We start from the raw sequence: 15,066 nt of genomic DNA, 5'->3' as shown, positions 1-15,066 counted from the left end.
CGTCTGAGGAGTCGTTTTGGTTTTGACGAAAAAACTGGCATACTACATACGAGGGGAGAGGGTACCATGCGGCAAGTCATCGTCACACCATATCAAGCGTCGTGGCCGGAGGCGTTTCAAGAGGCAAAAGAGCAGTTGGAGAAGATTTTCGGCGACCGTCTGCTGGCGGTTCATCACATCGGCAGTACAGCGGTCCCGGGACTATCGGCAAAACCGATTCTCGATATTCTGCCGGTCGTCGATTCACTCGACGGGATTGAAGCGTTTGACGCGGCGATGGAACAGATCGGCTATGAAGCGAAGGGAGAGTTCGGGATGCCCGGGCGCCGTTATTACCGGAAAGGCGGAGACGCGCGGACGCATCACATTCATCTTTATGCAAGCGGCAACCCGGAAGTCATACGTCACGTCGTCTTTCGGGACTACTTGCGGGAGCATCCGCAGGAAGTCGAAGCGTACAGTACGATCAAAGAGCAACTGGCACGTCAGTTTCCGGAAGACATCAGTGCCTACATTGCCGGCAAGGACAGCTTCGTCAAAGCGATGGAGCAGCGGGCACTGGCCTGGTGGTCGCATGACTGACTGGCAACAGGCACTTGACCGGCATGTTGGTGTCGGCGTCCGGACGACACGCGAGCTGATCCGGCTGATTCAGCCGGAGGATTGGGACAAACGTCCGATTTCCGGCAAACGGTCCGTCTATGAAGTGGCGGTTCATCTCGCTGTGTTGCTCGAAGCCGATCTGCGGATTGCAACAGGGGCGACGGCGGACGAGATGGCACAGTTCTATACCGTTCCGGTGCTGCCGGAGCAACTTGTCGACCGGCTGGACCAGTCGTGGCAGTATTATCAAGATCGGCTTATGGCCGATTTTTCGACGGAGACGACCTACTGGGGCGTCACCGACAGCACGACCGGTTGGCTGCTGGAAGCAGCTGTCCATTTGTACCACCACCGGTCACAGTTATTTGATTACTTGAACCTGCTTGGGTATGACATCAAGCTGGATTTGTTTGAATAGGAGAGGATTTATAATGGAACGGATTGTCGATACAGCAGACGGCCGCTTTGATACACGTTTGACGGGGACGGGCAATGTGACATTCATTCTTGATCACGGAATGATGTCGAGTCATTACCAATGGGGCTGGCTCCGCGGGGAACTTCTGAAACAGGGACGGGTCTTTGAATACTCCCGGCTCGGGTACGGCAAGTCGACCCGTGGTAAAACGAAACGCCTGTTTACGCAACAAGCGGACGAACTGGAACGGGTCCTCGCATTGCTTGGGATTAAAGGACCGTTCGTCTTCATCGGGCATTCACTCGGCGCCTACATCTCGCTTGAACTCGGACGCCGCCGTCCGGACGAGACGGCAGGAATCGTTCTGCTCGACCCGTCGCATCCGGAAGTCGATGCCGAACTGCCGAACTGGTACGAACGGACGCAGGAGGAATGGAACCGCTTTTTGTATGTTTTGAGTCATGTCCGGCCACTCGCCTGGCTGATTCCGGATGATCTCGGCGCGCGGATGTTTACGAGTCTGCCGGAAGCCGACCGCATTCCGATGTGGCGGAACATGGCACGGAAAAACCACTGGCGGGGGACGCTGGATGAGTGGCAGGCAGTCGAAGCGAATAACCAGCACGTCTTGGAAGTCGTCGAGCATATCACGCCGCCGGTCCTCGTGTTATCCGCATCGGACTGGGCCGGCGGAATGCCCGAGAACTGGCTGAACCCGGAACTGACGAAGCGGATCAATGCGGCGCATGAACGGTTTGCTGCGAGTTTGCCGGACGCGGAATTTCACGTCATTCCGGACACGAATCATTATACGATTGCCGGTTTTTCGGAAGAGGCCGCGACAACAATCGTCCGCTTGATCCGCAACGCCTTTTTTAAATAAGTCTGATTCCTGGATCCCGTTTCCATGACGCCTTGAGGATTGTCATGGAAACGGGAATTTTTTAATGGTGTAAAACAGCAGTTGACAGGCTAAACCGGAACGATTACTATTTAAAACGTAATGATTCCGATTTAAAAAGGAGACTGTATATGAATCCGATTCCGATCACCGTCTTGTCCGGCTATCTAGGTGCCGGCAAGACAACTGTATTAAATCATCTGTTGAACAACCGGCAAGGACGCAAGCTTGCTATCATCGTCAACGATATGAGTGAAGTCAATATCGATGCCGTTTTGATTGAACAAGGCGGCTTTTCACGGACGGAAGAATCATTCGTGACGCTATCGAACGGTTGCATCTGCTGTACGCTGCGGGACGACTTATTACTCGAAGTCCGGCGCCTCGTTGATCAAGGCGATATCGATGGCATCGTCATCGAATCGAGCGGAATTTCGGAACCGATTCCCGTCGCCCAGACATTTACATATCTTGACGAAGACAGTCGGATTGATTTGACGGAGACGACGAAAATCAATGCGATGGTGACGGTCATCGACGGCTATCGTTTCCTGAAAGACTTTGAGTCCGGTGAATCGTTGATTGAGCGGCAACAGGCGGTGGACGAGACGGATGTCCGGGAAGTCGTCGATCTCCTCGTCGATCAGGTCGAGTTCGCGGATATCATTTTGCTGAACAAGATCGACCGGTTGACCGAGTCGGAAAAACATGATGTCACAAGCTACTTAAAGGCGCTCAATCCGATCGCCAAACTGATTGAGACGACCCACGGGCAAGTCGATCCGGCTGAGATTCTTGACGTTGATCTGTTTGACTTCGAACAGGCGGCAGCAAGTGCCGGCTGGATCCGTGAGCTGAACGCGGAGGACCATGTTCCGGAGACGGAAGAATACGGGATCAGCTCGTTCGTCTACAAGCGCGATGTCCCGTTTCATCCGGAACGGTTGATGGCACTGATTGAAGCCTGGCCGGAAGAAATCGTTCGTGCGAAGGGCTTTGTCTATCTTGCGACGCGCCCGGAAATCGCCTTGCTGTTCCATCAGGCGGGATATGCTTCGAATATGGAATACGCCGGACGCTTCGAGTCGGTTGCAGATCGCCGGACGGAGTTGGTCTTGATCGGGATTGGTTTCGATCAGGTAACACTTGAAGCGGAGTTCGACACCTGCCTCGTTCAAGAGGACGAAACGGATTGGACCAGCCTGAGTGATCCGATTCCGGGACGCGAGCTATATGATCTGAATTTTTCAAAATAGGTCAACTTTTCAAGAAATCACATCTGTGGTTTCTTTTTTTGCTATATTTTTAGAGAAGACAGGGAATTAGAAGAACAGAGTACGTTATAGAGGAGGAAGTCTAGTGCGCAATCGGATTTTACAGTTCGCGCTCGTGTTTTTAGTCGCAGGCGGAATCATTTGGGGACTATACCAATTGGGCTACCTGTTTTATGTTTTGACGATTTCCGCGACCGTCGTACCTTTGGCCGTCATCATGATTATCTTCATCGAGAACCGGACGGCGGAGTCGACGATTGCCTGGTTTTTAGTTTTGATCTTCTTACCGATTCTCGGTGTCATCATCTGGATGATGTTCGGGCGCAATCCGCGCCGCCGTCGCCGGAACCGGCGGTCGCACGATGAACGGATGTTGCTGAAACAGGCAATCCGTCCCGTCCGGTCGCTCGCGGTCAGTGAGTTGCCGCCAAACCACCTGAAGCTTGCCAATACAATCCGTAACTTCGGTGGTGGTGGGGTCGACGTCCATACAGCCAGTCAAATCCTGACGAACGGCAACGAGACGTTCCCGGAAATTCTCCGGATGATCCGCTCCGCCAAGCACCATGTTCACATCCAGTATTACATTTACCGGAACGACGAGACCGGGCAGGCGATCCGGGAAGCATTGATTGACCGGTTGAATGACGGGGTCGAAGTCCGGTTCATGTTTGACGGTCTTGGCAGTTACATGCTCGGCGAAGGATTTTTGAAACCGCTCCGGGAAGCCGGGGCAAAGATTGCCGCCTATGATCCCATCTCCAGTCCGTTGTTCATCTTTACGGCGAACTTCCGCAATCACCGGAAAATCGTTGTCGTCGATGGCAAAATCGGTTTTACCGGTGGACTGAACGTCGGCGACGAGTATGACGGTAAAAGTAAGAAGTTCGGCTTTTGGCGCGATACCCACCTTCGGCTCGAAGGACGGGCCGTCAAGGAACTGCAGGCAACGTTCCTCGACGATTGGCTCTATGCCCATTTAGAAGGCAGTGATACGTGGGAGACGTTTGCCGGCGAAGGGGCAATCGATCAATACTTCCCGAAACACGATGTCGAGACCGACGGCGCGGTCCAGGTCGTGACGAGTGGACCGACGTCAAAAGATCCGGCGATCCGGAACGCGTTGATTGCCGCCATCATCTCGGCCCAGCGCTCGATCTGGATTTCGACGCCGTATCTGATTCCGGATAACGAGACGATGACATTGCTCCGCCTCGCGGCACGTGCCGGACTCGACGTTCGGATTCTGACGCCGGGTAAGGGTGACAGTTTTACGTCCTACTATGGAACGCGTTCGTACTTCGGTCCGTTATTGAGTGATGGTGTCAAAATTTATACGTACAACCGTCATTTCGTCCATGCCAAACTGTTCCTCGTCGATGGAAAGATTGCCGTCGTCGGAACGGCGAACATGGATATCCGCAGTTTCGTCCTGAACTATGAACTGATGGCCTTTATGTATGATTCCGAGAGTGCCGCCCGGCTCGAACGCGATTTCATCGATGATTTCGACGTCTCGATCCAGCTGTCCTCGGCGGATTATGTCAAACGGCCGATGCGGTTCCGGATTTTTGAATCGTTCTCCCGTTTGATTTCACCGTTGTTGTGATCCAAAGCGCACCTCCCTTTTTTCAGGGGTTTGGTGCGTTTTTTGATTAGTTGTCACTTGAAACGGGAACAACAACTCTTATACACTAGTAGTGTAATCGGTTGCACATTCATTTTTGGAAGGAAGTGACAAGGGCGTTCGCGTCCTGATCCCGTATGCGCACAATTGACGAATCCCATTTCTATACCCGAGACATGAAACCATTGGCACGACCGGAAGCAATTGTCCAAGGGGACACATACCGCTTCACCGTTCTCACCAGTCGTCTGATTCGACTCGAGTACGCAGCAGACGGACGATTTGAAGATCGTCCGACCCAAACCGTCTGGAACCGCGATTTTCCGGTGCCCTCGTACCGGATCGTCGAGGACGAGACGGAACTGCAAATCATCACGGAACACGTCCATTTGCATTATACGAAAGGACCGTTTGCGTCGAACACCCTTTACATCGACGTCCTTGGAAACTTCAGTACGTATTACAGCCGTTACACGTACGGCGGTCCCCTCCGGACCCTTAAAGGAACGGCGCGGACGCTTGACCATGCTGACGGTGAGATTCCTCTCGAAGAGGGAATCATCTCCCGCCAAGGTTATGCGGCCATCGATGACTCGGCGTCATTCGTCCTGACGGAAGATCATTTCGTCGAACCCCGTCAAGAAGGGGCGCAGGACATCTATTACTTCGGTTACGGTCACGACTATAAACAGGCACTGAAGGATTTTTACCGTTTGACCGGTCCGACACCGATGTTACCGCGGCAAGTCCTCGGGAACTGGTGGAGCCGGTACTGGCGCTATAACGAAAAAGAGTACAAGGATTTAATGACCCGCTTCAAGACGGAAGATGTGCCGTTCTCGGTCAGTGTCATCGACATGGACTGGCATGTGACGGATATTCCGGAGAAATACGGCAGCGGCTGGACGGGTTACACGTGGAACCGCGATTTGTTCCCGGATCCGAAAGGTTTCCTGCAATGGTTGAAAGATGACGACCGGATGGTGACGCTCAACCTGCACCCGGCAGACGGTGTCCGCGGATTTGAGGAAGCGTACGAAGCGATGGCGGTCGCGATGGGCGTCGACCCGGAGACCGAAGACCGGATCCCGTTTGATTTCTCGGACCGTGAATTCATCGAACACTACTTTACGAAACTGCATCATCCGCACGAAGCCGACGGGGTCGACTTCTGGTGGATCGATTGGCAACAAGGTGCCAACTCGAAGATGAAGGGGCTTGATCCGCTTTGGATGCTCAATCATTACCATGCGCTCGATATCGCCCGCGACGGCAATCGTCCGCTGATTTTCTCACGGTATGCCGGACCCGGCAGTCATCGCTATCCGGTCGGTTTCTCGGGCGACACATTGATTTCCTGGGCATCGCTTAAGTTCCAGCCATACTTCACGGCAACAGCATCGAACATCGGCTACGGCTGGTGGAGTCATGATATCGGTGGTCATCAGCGTGGCGAGAAGGACGACGAACTGTCGACCCGTTGGTTACAGTACGGTGTCTTCAGCCCGATCATGCGCCTCCATAGTACGATGAGTATCTTCAACGGGAAAGAGCCGTGGCGCTATTCGGTCGAATCGGAGCAGGTGATGAAGAAGTATTTACGACTTCGCCACCAGCTCGTCCCGTACATCTATACGATGAACGCCCGGAATCACTTTGACGGCCTGCCGCTTGTCTCGCCGATGTACTATGAACATCCGGAAGACGAGCTGGCGTATGCCGTGCCGAACCAATATTATTTTGGAACGGAACTGATGGTCACACCGATCGTCGAGCCGATGAATCCGAAGCTGCACGTCGCAGCGACAACGGCCTGGTTGCCGGAAGGGGACTGGTTTGATTTCTTCACCGGTCACCGGTACACGGGCGGAAAACAGATGCGTCTGTTCCGTAAGCTCGAGGATCAAGGGGTCCTTGCGAAAGCCGGAGCCATCATTCCGCTCGGTCAACACCTCGAGCATTCGAACGCGCTCCACAATCCGGAGCATCTCGAACTGCTTGTTTTCCCGGGCGCTTCGAACCAGTTCACGTTGTTTGAAGATGACAATGTCGGTGTCGCACACCGGGACGGGGAAAATGTCGAGACGGCATTTGAACTCGACTGGGCGGCCCGGACGTTGACGATTGCAACGCCGTTCGGTAAACGGGAACTGTTGCCGGAAAAACGCGAAGTGACACTGATTCTGCGTGGTGTCAACGAAGGACACGTCTCCCGGGACGGAGAAGTGTTGCCGAGCCGTTATGACCATAAGACCCAATCGTTGTCCGTTGAACTGGGGACGCTCGGAGAGACACAAGTCCTGTCGCTCCAGGTCGACATGTCGACGAACGATAACCGGATGGAACGGCTCTATACGTTCCTCGACCAGGCGGAAATCGGTTATGACCTGAAGGACCGTCTGTACCGGTTGCTGTCCCAACGACTGGATCCGGTCAATATGATGCATCAGTTGCAGGCGCTGGATCTTGAGAAAGATTTGGTCGACTGTCTGCTTGAAATCATGTTGTTTTAACAACAAAGCAAGGTAGCGCAAGCTCTCACTCTCTTTTCATCCGCTTTCCTCAGGCGAGACACAAGCCAGGATTCGGATTTTCTTAAATCCCAAATCCGGGTCTTGTTTGTCTCTGACAGCGCAGGTTTCCCTGCGCTTTTCCCTGTAGGAGTCGGATGAAGACGAGGGAGATCTCCGAACATTCAAAAGAAGCGGTGGACACGTCCATCGCTTCTTTTTTTGCAGATAATCAGTCGGTACGGGTAGACCATACCCTCATGGACAACGAGTGAGCTGAAAAAACAGTCGACCAAAAAGGTGTTCTTCCGCAACCTGCGGAAAGAACACCTTTAGTACAATCATTTACGTTTTAATTTCTTCGCTTTCAGCTTCATGTCCGGATACGTGATCATCGGACTGTCATCGACGGTCAGCCGGAGATGGTTCGGTTCACCTTTTGAAGTGATACCGGAACAATACAGAATGTCGGCATACTGGTCAAACAGCTTTTCGTAAGCCGGCAAATGGTGCATCAGACGGCCGGGTGAACCCCAACCGCACAAGACGACACCGTTCGTTTCCTTGACCCGGCGTAACGTCTGTTCGACAAATTCGTAATTGATGTCGTCAAAACTGGCTTGGGCGAACGGCAAGTCTTCACTGACAAGCAGGTCCGGCATCAGACTGATGATATCGTATTGTTTGATTGGATCTTCAATGTGTTTCTTCATCAAATTATACGCACGCTGCGTCGTCGTGCCGGATAAAAAGGCATCTGTCGTCCGCGGTGTGTAAATTAGGGCGGCTACGTGCGCGCCGTCCGTCACATCATCAAAGATGTAACTGCGGAGATAACGTTTTGTTTTTGCTTCGTCAAACGTCGTCTGGACGCGGATTGACGATTCCTCAATCGTCAATGACGAACGATCGGGTTGTGTCATGGTAGTGCCTCCTTTTAGTTGGTCAAACGTAAGCTGATGCGAAGGAGTTGGGCAAGTGTCTGTTTCTTGAAATCGAGATCGTTCGCATCAATCAATTCGATTTTTTGTTGATAGGCATCGTATTGGTTGAGGACGTCAATGACATACTGTTCACTGCGATTGTATTCAAACAGGGCAGATTCAAGCGTTCCTCGGTCAGAATTTTTCGTGACGTCGTGCTGATTGAGGTACTTTGCGGCCGTATGCGCGCTGTCCGTCAAATTCGTCGGATCGGCTTTGCCGTCTCCGTTTGCATCGACACCCAGTCCACCGTATTGTTTGATGGCTTCTGGATCGGTTAAGTCAATTCCGTCATGCTCGATGTCGCCAAGTGACGTTCCGCCTTCATACCCCCAACCGACCCATGTCTTCGGCATGAACTGGAAAGGGCCGAGTGCACCGACGGAAGACTGCATCGCGGATGATTTTGAGAAGATGGTCTCGACGCGATGGATTGCGGCAAGTAACTTCCAATCGACCTCGTAGCGGTCACCGGCTTGTTCGTAGATGTCGATATTCTCGGCTGGGACACCGTACTGTCCATAATAGGTGCGATACAGCTCATTTTGGACGCGTTCCCGGTTTTGCCAGTAGATGATGCTACTACCGATGAGGACGATCAGTACGAACAAGATGCTTAATCGAAAAACTTTTCGCATATTGTTCTCTCCTCTTTCTGTGATTCCACTGAATGGTATCATATTTCGCAAGGCGCTAATAGTTTTTTTATGAACTCCGTTCCCGTGCAACGGTGAGAGCGGTCACACCTTCTTCAAAGATTGATGGATCATGTCCGATTTTTAACATGAAACAAGAGCAGAGTGGATTTAAAAAACAGCTAAATGGGAATGAGGATGTTAATTACTGACATCGTCAACACAACGAAAATTTGTTAGACTAAACGTCAGATGAAGTCATCGTTCATTTTTAAGATTTTGACGGTTGCAGGAACCGTCGATGGGCTTGTAAAATGAAGAGGTAAACGCTTACACATCAAAGGAGATGGACGAAACCATGCGAACGATCACTTCCACTGGCGAACGAAAGAAAACAAGTTGGACTCTAAATATCGGGAGTCAACCGAAGTTGATGATGGATGGACTGACGGAGAAAGAAACAGATCAAGAACAACGGATCATCTTCGATCACTTTTGCATTCCGACGACGGCTACACTGATTTTTCGGTTCAAGGAACGTTTCCCGAACCATCTCTGCGAGAACGGGTATGATGTGTATGGAGCAGCAGCATTTGATGAACAGGTCGTCGAACTGATTTCGAACTGGTTCATCGAACTGGTCACCGTCTTGACGGCCATTCAACGCACGAAAGGCATCCAGCACTTTTTGATTGAGGGCGGAGTCGCCAAACGGACGGATTTCCTTCCGACCGTGCGCCGGACCTGCCGGGCACTTGAATCAACGATTGATATCGCATAATTTCTTTTGACCGACGGCACACGCCGTCGGTTTTTTTTGTGAACAGCAAAACGATCCCCTTCATCGCCGAACCAGATGGGGGACCGTCATTGAAAAATGATTTTAAAACAAACGAGGAAAAGACTTCCTCGTAGTCGAATGCCTTACATAGGGTTCGAGAAGCTTTTTTCAGCCGCCCGACATGCCCGGAGCAAGGCATCCTTGAAGAACCGGTCTTCCTGTGAGGCGAGCAAACGTGTTGCTTCCTCGTCACCGCGTAACGATTTACCAAGCATCTGGATGACTTTGACCCAGCGCCGGACGTGATCGAGTTGCGGACGACCCATTGCGACGTAGACGGTGAACCAGTCGTTTTGATCACGGCGGATCATCCGTTGGAAGAGTGACTTCGCGAGATCGACTTCTTCCGTCGACGGGACCGTCATCGTCTCGAAGTACTGGCGAAGCGAAGAGATGGCCGTAACATAAGCTTCTTTGACGTCAGCGGACGGTTCGTGTTTCCCGTAGTCGGACGTCGACAGGTGGATCAAGGCCGGTTTCTTTTCGATTCCGGTGATCCAGGCGGACATCGTCTTACTGCTTTTGACCGCTTGCCGGTTGGCGACGGGCAGTTTCGCCGTCACTTGGCCGACCTTGCCGATGACGTTGACTTTTCCGTTACGTTCCTGGACTTCCGTCACCGTCATTTCAACCGTATCCCCCATTTCAAACGGGATCGCTTTCGGTTGCAGTTTTTCACCGGCCGTCAACGGCGCACGTTTACGAATCATCCGTAACGCTTCCTGTTCCATTCGGTCGTCGAGTGACCAAAGATGTTCCGGAGGGACGTTACGGAACCGGCGGCGGCGCACTTTGATGTATTGATCGAGGGCGTCGGCAGCCTGATCCCGGGACATCTCGCCGGCTGCGACCGGTCCGATGATGTCGCGTAATGTGATGGATTCGAGTCGTTCCATGATGCCTTCGAATGGAATCAGCTCCATCACGTAGAGGCTGCTGACGACGAGTTCACATTCGCGGGGCGTAAGAGGGCGTTTGGCCATAAATTGACTTCCTTTCCAGTTGCTTGATGTTTCTAGTATACCAAAAAAAAGTCACCATCACCTTTATTGGTGATGATGACGGAAGAAGTTTTTCGGCTTAAATGACGTAAGCCGATTCCGAACTGTTTTGCAGCTCGGCCTGGCTCAACTTGACGAGCCCGTCGTGAAACGGATCGTGGTCGACCATTAGTTGCCCGAGCGCCTTGATTTCCGCGACCGACGTGTCGGGTTTCGCTCCCGTCAGACGTAAGCGGTACGGTTTTTTAAGTAACGTATCGAATGTCAAAACAATCGTGTGTTCCATCCAATTCCTCCTTTAATGTACGTAGTAAAATGAGTTAAGCGTTAAGTAAAGCGAAGTCACGGCTGATTTCCGTGTGTGTGTACGAGCCGGCAAGCATGTTGCCGATGGCTTGACCGATGGATGCGACGACTTGCGGTTCGAGATCCGACCGCAGTCCGTTAAAGCGGCGACGGGCGAGAACAGCGTCCCCGTTTGGTGTCACCTTGTCGTTTCGTTCGAAGACGACGACTAAACTGGTTTTGATTTCCTCTGCTTGTGTCATGTGTATCACCTCCTTCGCCCTTATTGACAGGACGAAAACAGCAAATGTTCGGAAAGGGTGAAAAAAAGTATGGTCTGGTTACGATTTTTACGACGGATGTCCTTTTTAAAGATGCGGACGCTCGCCTATGCGTCGTTTCTGTTTGTCTTCGGTGTCGCCCTGATCATGTATCTGGCGGAGCCGGATACGTTCGGGACATACTTCCGGGCTGTCTACTGGACGATGACGACGGTCGTGACGGTCGGATACGGGGACTTTTTCCCGAATACGGATTTCGGACGGTTCATGACGATTTTCGTCTTCATCTTCGGGATTGGGATCGTCGGCGGGTTGATTTCGAAACTCGTCGATGGTGTCCAACTGATTCGCAATCAAAAGGAAAGAGGGTTATTGCAAGTGAAAGAGACGGGACATACGTTAGTATTCGGCTACAGCCGGCGTTCCAAACACGTCATCGACGAGTTGCTTGAAACGACGGACGTCATCCTGATTGACGATCTTGAGCGGGAACCGTTCAGTCATCCGCGGTTCCATTATGTCAGCGGTGATCCGGCGCTTGACGCGACCTTACAGCGGGCGAACATCAAAAAAGCAACCCGGGCGATCATTCTCGCCGATCATTCGATTCCGCCGGCACTTGCCGACGGCCGGACATTGTTGATTGCCGCGAGCATCGAACGGGCGAATCCAAACATCTATACGATCGTCGAGATGATGCTTGAGGAACACCTCGACAGCTTTGAACAGGTCAAAGTCGATGAAGTGCTGCTCGGCGACGAGACGGTCGCTCGGATGGCGATTCTTGCCGCGTATCATCCCGGCGTCTCGAAAGTCGTGACGAACCTGTTGACGAAGGACGGGGACGGCATGTTTTCGATTCCGGCGAAACCGGAGTGGCAAACGTTTCGGGACGCGTTCCACGTCCTGCTCGAAGACGGGGTGACGATTTTATCGGACGGCAAACGGCTGGATTTGAACCGGCGCCTGAACGAACCGATTCCACCGAATACGACGCTGATCGTCTTATGCAGTGAAGAGACGGCGCAGCGAATCGGAGCTTTATAAGGAAAAGGATTACATTAATTCTTTTTCGGGTATAGTAAATACATTTACTATGCAGAGGAGAAAAGTGTATGACAAACCCACAACCAGAATGGATTCAGGAATTATTTGAGACGGTCGATCAAGGGGAATTAAAAGATGTCCCGAAATTACTCTATATGGCGTTGACATTAGAACCGAGTTATTTCACAAAAGCAGTTAGCCGGTTAAATCAGCGGCTCGAAGTGGAGCAGCTCCAGGAAGTCTCGGAACTGTTGACGGTCTATCGTCAATTCTTCATTTCCGCCAATCCGTCGGAAGAATACTGGTCGATTGCCTGGAACGAATTGATTCAGACGATGCATCATTTCATCGACCGCAATGAAGCACAACAGTTGTTTAAAGAACATATTGATTTGATCGATTGGTGGTCAAGTGAATCGTTATTATCGTTGCCGAGTTGGTTGACGGTACTTGATCTTGCAGAACGAATTGACGCACTTGATCAATTTTCCAGTTACTTACCAGACATTTTTGAAAGTTATGCGCTCGAGACAGCGAAGGATGAACCGTTTGCCCGCCTCGCGTGGTACGCGCTCGCGAGCGGTCAGCAGGATTTACTGACACCGTTCCGGTCCCGGATTGAGCAGTCGGACGCACCGGTCATCCGTTCGCTCGCAGAAGCGGATTTACTTGATCAAATTGATACGACACGGGTTCGTATGTTAAAGTCAAAGGATAACGAACCGATAGAATTGATGTTTGATCGAAAATGGACATTATAAATTAACCCATAGAAAGTGACATCTAGATACTGCATGAATTTAATTCAAGGGGTGTAGGGATGATACACGTCAATTTGCCGCAAGGTGATTATGTCGTTTTGGTTGAAATCAACCGGGAAGTCTTATTGTGCCACTCACTCGAAGAGGCCGAGCAGGCGGAACGGGATCGATATGAACTGGTTGGTCGGATGAGCGAACGGTTGCCGTCTGAAGTAATCGGTCCATCGATTGCTGATTTTGTTCGGTTTTCCACCGGTTTCATCGGGGAGGCCGTGACGTGGAGCGAGGCAGAGGAAGCATTCTTCTGCCAACAGTTCGAAACGTTTGACGGCTCACCACTCGGTGAAGATTTAACCGGGATTGATGCCAAGCGTTGGCGTGCCGTTCTCGTCCGTTATTACTCCTATGTCACGATCGGAAAAATCATTCCATTTGAAGTCAGCGAAGAATCCGATGGGACGGTACCATTTTTTTAGTCTGTTTGGATCAGCACATCAATAGAATCGGCGTGTCAAAAGAGAAGGGCAGGGTCCACAATGAAAAAGAAACTTGCACTACTCACATTTGCTGTCGTCGTAGGGTTACCTACTTCTGCGTTCGCTAATTCTCAATATGTGCAGTATGATCCAACATTTAACGAGCAACAAAAACAAACGTGGCTTGCAGAACAGGGGCTGCAGGAAGTCCGGGAGTTGAAGCAGGACGGGTTCTCACTCGTCGAACCGTTGCCGCATGTCGACAAAGAAGATGTCGATGCCGACCTGATTCCAGTCAGTGTCGTTGAAAAGGCGACGGATTCCGCGCAATTGCAGCAGACATATCTCGATCAATCGCGTATTCCTACTTACTGGAAGTACAGTCGCGGTAAATCCGATGTTCGTGTGGCGGTCATCGATGATGCGATTGATGTCAATCACTCCGAGTTCAAAAACGTCATCTATAAGACGACGACGATTTCCGGCATCCGGAAACCGGACGATCACGGGACGCATGTCGCGGGAATCGTCGCGGCGGCGGAAGACGGTAAAGGAACGGTCGGGGTCGCATCCGGCGTCAAACTGATTGGTGCGGACGTCTTTGACGGGGACTTCGCCAGTTCGATCGATATCGGGGACGGCGTTCTGTATGCCATTTCTCAAGGCGCCGACGTGATCAATCTGTCGCTCGGTCAATACGAATACGATCCGTACATGGAAGCCGCGATTAAAAAGGCGGAAGCGAAAAACATCGTCGTCGTCAGTGCGGCCGGGAATGACGGGCGTAATAAACTGTTATTCCCCGCGTCGATGAACTCGGTCATTGCCGTCGGGTCGGTCGGAACGCTCGGTCGTGCCTCGACCTTCTCGAACTACGGCAGAGGGCTGAACATCATGGCACCCGGAGAAGGCGTTTATTCGACGATGGTCGGCAACAAGTACGGGTATCTCGACGGCACATCGATGGCGACACCGATCGTCAGCGGCGTCATTGCCCTGGCGAAATCGAAGAATCCGTTCATTACGAACAGTACGCTTCGCAGCAAGCTGTATGCAGCAGCAGCGAAAAAGACGGGCGATACGTCGCTCCATTATGGGACAGGCCGTCTGAACGCCGGTATGCTTGCGACGATTCCGGCACCGGTCTCGAAAGTGTCCGTCCCGTCCGTCCTGAAGCCGAATCAGCCGTTCGCGCTTTATTTTGACGAGTATTCGAACGCGAAGACGCTGACCCGTCTGTACAAGGACGGGAAAACCGTCAAGACGTTTACGAATGAGTATTTGCGCAACGGAACGCACAAGTATACGTACGCCTTAAAAGAAGCAGGGACATATAAACTCGTCTTTACGACTTCAAGCGGACGTCATACACGCGTGACGGAACGGATCATCACTGTCAAATAACAACAAAAAAAGCCGTCTC

Annotated in this window: 16 protein-coding genes; 11 read left to right on the top strand and 5 right to left on the bottom strand. The window is 51.8% G+C overall.

What is annotated here, in order from left to right; translation table 11 throughout:
- Positions 1-66: 66 nt before the first annotated feature.
- The 6 genes from DVG79_RS06935 to DVG79_RS06910 all read left to right on the top strand — a co-directional run bounded on the left by DVG79_RS06935 (position 67) and on the right by DVG79_RS06910 (position 7,336).
- Positions 67-582, top strand: coding sequence for a GrpB family protein (locus DVG79_RS06935; RefSeq protein WP_114596071.1), 516 nt, complete (start codon positions 67-69; stop codon positions 580-582).
- A complete protein-coding gene (locus DVG79_RS06930; RefSeq protein ID WP_114596070.1) occupies positions 575-1,021 on the top strand; it encodes a DinB family protein in 447 nt (148 codons plus the stop codon). Before DVG79_RS06935 ends, DVG79_RS06930 begins: the two co-directional genes overlap by 8 nt.
- A 13-nt stretch (positions 1,022-1,034) precedes the next feature.
- Positions 1,035-1,904 carry an alpha/beta fold hydrolase gene (locus tag DVG79_RS06925; RefSeq protein WP_114596069.1) on the top strand — a complete coding sequence of 290 codons (870 nt, stop codon included), beginning with the start codon at positions 1,035-1,037 and terminating at the stop codon, positions 1,902-1,904.
- A 149-nt stretch (positions 1,905-2,053) separates the two neighbouring features.
- Entirely contained in the window at positions 2,054-3,178 is a 1,125-nt protein-coding gene (locus DVG79_RS06920; protein WP_114596068.1) for a GTP-binding protein, read from the top strand.
- Between the two features lie 103 nt (positions 3,179-3,281).
- On the top strand, positions 3,282-4,805 hold the full coding sequence (locus DVG79_RS06915; protein WP_114596067.1) for a cardiolipin synthase: 1,524 nt from the start codon (positions 3,282-3,284) through the stop codon (positions 4,803-4,805).
- Positions 4,806-4,999: 194 nt separating this feature from the next.
- On the top strand, positions 5,000-7,336 hold the full coding sequence (locus DVG79_RS06910; RefSeq protein ID WP_233494549.1) for a glycoside hydrolase family 31 protein: 2,337 nt from the start codon (positions 5,000-5,002) through the stop codon (positions 7,334-7,336).
- Between the two features lie 338 nt (positions 7,337-7,674).
- Here the strand turns inward: DVG79_RS06910 and DVG79_RS06905 are convergent, their stop codons facing one another.
- Together DVG79_RS06905 and DVG79_RS06900 are read right to left on the bottom strand one after the other, a co-directional pair.
- Positions 7,675-8,256, bottom strand: coding sequence for a DUF1643 domain-containing protein (locus DVG79_RS06905; RefSeq protein ID WP_114596065.1), 582 nt, complete (start codon positions 8,254-8,256; stop codon positions 7,675-7,677).
- Positions 8,257-8,270: 14 nt separating this feature from the next.
- On the bottom strand, positions 8,271-8,954 hold the full coding sequence (locus DVG79_RS06900) for a lytic transglycosylase domain-containing protein (protein ID WP_114596064.1): 684 nt from the start codon (positions 8,952-8,954) through the stop codon (positions 8,271-8,273).
- Positions 8,955-9,309: 355 nt separating this feature from the next.
- On the opposite strand from DVG79_RS06900, the gene DVG79_RS06895 reads away from it, so the two are divergent.
- Positions 9,310-9,732: a hypothetical protein gene (locus tag DVG79_RS06895; protein WP_114596063.1), complete on the top strand. Its 423-nt coding sequence runs from the start codon at positions 9,310-9,312 to the stop codon at positions 9,730-9,732.
- Between the two features lie 143 nt (positions 9,733-9,875).
- On the opposite strand, the gene DVG79_RS06890 is transcribed toward DVG79_RS06895, so the two are convergent.
- The 3 genes from DVG79_RS06890 to DVG79_RS06880 all read right to left on the bottom strand — a co-directional run bounded on the left by DVG79_RS06890 (position 9,876) and on the right by DVG79_RS06880 (position 11,341).
- On the bottom strand, positions 9,876-10,775 hold the full coding sequence (locus DVG79_RS06890) for a hypothetical protein (RefSeq protein ID WP_114596062.1): 900 nt from the start codon (positions 10,773-10,775) through the stop codon (positions 9,876-9,878).
- Positions 10,776-10,872: 97 nt separating this feature from the next.
- Positions 10,873-11,079 (bottom strand): DUF2922 family protein, encoded by a 207-nt coding sequence (locus DVG79_RS06885; protein WP_114596061.1) that lies wholly within the window; start codon positions 11,077-11,079, stop codon positions 10,873-10,875.
- 34 nt (positions 11,080-11,113) lie between these two features.
- Entirely contained in the window at positions 11,114-11,341 is a 228-nt protein-coding gene (locus tag DVG79_RS06880; protein WP_114596060.1) for a DUF1659 domain-containing protein, read from the bottom strand.
- Positions 11,342-11,410: 69 nt separating this feature from the next.
- Between DVG79_RS06880 and DVG79_RS06875 the strand changes: the two genes are divergently transcribed.
- From DVG79_RS06875 to DVG79_RS06860, 4 genes are all read left to right on the top strand, one after another.
- Positions 11,411-12,406, top strand: a complete 996-nt coding sequence (locus tag DVG79_RS06875) for a potassium channel family protein (RefSeq protein ID WP_233494548.1) — start codon at positions 11,411-11,413, stop codon at positions 12,404-12,406.
- A 68-nt stretch (positions 12,407-12,474) separates the two neighbouring features.
- Positions 12,475-13,167, top strand: coding sequence for a hypothetical protein (locus tag DVG79_RS06870; protein WP_114596059.1), 693 nt, complete (start codon positions 12,475-12,477; stop codon positions 13,165-13,167).
- Positions 13,168-13,226: 59 nt separating this feature from the next.
- A complete protein-coding gene (locus DVG79_RS06865) occupies positions 13,227-13,643 on the top strand; it encodes a hypothetical protein (protein ID WP_114596058.1) in 417 nt (138 codons plus the stop codon).
- A gap of 60 nt (positions 13,644-13,703) precedes the next feature.
- Positions 13,704-15,047, top strand: a complete 1,344-nt coding sequence (locus tag DVG79_RS06860) for a S8 family peptidase (protein ID WP_114596057.1) — start codon at positions 13,704-13,706, stop codon at positions 15,045-15,047.
- Positions 15,048-15,066 lie beyond the last annotated feature (19 nt).

It is taken from the genome of Exiguobacterium sp. RIT594, from assembly GCF_003339585.1.
GTDB lineage: Bacteria > Bacillota > Bacilli > Exiguobacteriales > Exiguobacteriaceae > Exiguobacterium_A.
Note: the sequence above shows the minus strand (reverse complement) of the source record. Positions and strands in the feature narration are given on the sequence as shown.